This is a genomic window from Nitrosomonas sp. Nm33 (assembly GCF_900107265.1).
Taxonomy (GTDB): Bacteria; Pseudomonadota; Gammaproteobacteria; order Burkholderiales; family Nitrosomonadaceae; genus Nitrosomonas.
Window position 1 is genome coordinate 1 of the sequence record NZ_FNPJ01000165.1, and the last position, 1197, is coordinate 1197.

A 1197-nucleotide genomic window follows, 5' to 3' on the forward strand; every position below is an offset into this window, starting at 1 on the left:
TGATGTGGCTCCCTGTAACTGGACAACCTGAAAGAAAGTTAAGCTCTGACATATAAAGTTAATCAGGTTCAGGCAACCCGATTGATTCTTTGGTGATTGTAGAAGACTTCATCAGGTGTAAGGCTGTCAAGGCTTTGATGAAATCGTTCTTGATTGTACCATTCAAACCATGTGGATAAATTCTGTTTTACCTCCTTCAGGTTATTGAATTCTCTGGTATATAAATGTTCATACTTGACTGTACGCCATAGTCGCTCAACAAAAATATTATCATAGTAACAGCCCTTGCCATCCATACTGATCTGAACATGATGCTTCTTTAGTATCGACGTAAATGCCTCGCTAGTAAATTGAACACCCTGATCGGTATTCATAATCTGTGGGCAACCATAGTCCTGAATTGCTACTTCCAGTGCCTGAACACAGAAATCGGTGTCCATGGTATTGGATAAACGCCAGCTCAGTACTTTACGGGAATACCAGTCGATGATAGCAACAAGATAGCCAAAACCCTTCTCCATAGGAACGTACGTTATATCAGCAGCCCAAACTTGATTGGGTTGATTTATAACGATGCTTTTGAGAAGGTAGGGATATACTTTGTGCTGTTTACCTGGAATACTCGTTTTGGGTTTCGGGGCTATGCTGACAATACCGAGTGTTTTCATCAGGGATGATGCCTTCTTGCGTCCTGACATGATTCCCTGGCGCTGAAACCATGTAGCATAACTGCGTGAACCATATTGCGGCGTTTTCAGGTATTGCTCATCCATCATGCGCAGTAGAACCAGGTCAGTATTACTGATCGGTTGCGGTTGATAATAATAGGTCGAACGTGCCAGATTCAACAACTGGCATTGACGAACCTGACTAAGACTGCCATGGGGCTCAATCATTTCTTTGCGTTTTGCAAGACTTAATGATTGAGCTTTCTTGCTAAAAAATCGCGTTCAACTGTCAATTGACCAATAACCCGGTGTAGATCATCGGTTGTATGTCGCTCCTTATTGGCGGCAGTATTATCTTTAGAAAATAACTCGGTGGCTTGCTCAATAAGCTGCCGTTTCCAGCTATTGATCTGCGTGGGATGTACATTATAACGCGCTGCCAACTGCGGGACAGTTTCATCACCGCGTATCGCTGCCAGCGCTAGTTTTGCTTTGAATTCACTCGAATATTGAGTGCGCTTCTTACTCA

Annotated in this window: 1 protein-coding gene; it reads right to left on the reverse strand. The window is 43.1% G+C overall.

Annotation, left to right across the window (positions count from 1 at the left end):
- Positions 1–68 precede the first annotated feature (68 nt).
- A protein-coding gene (locus BLV54_RS15285; protein ID WP_090572423.1) for an IS3 family transposase occupies positions 69–1197 on the reverse strand; the annotation gives its coding sequence in 2 pieces (ribosomal slippage) (positions 69–946 and positions 946–1197; 1130 coding nt annotated over the 2 pieces). This gene is flagged as partial in the annotation.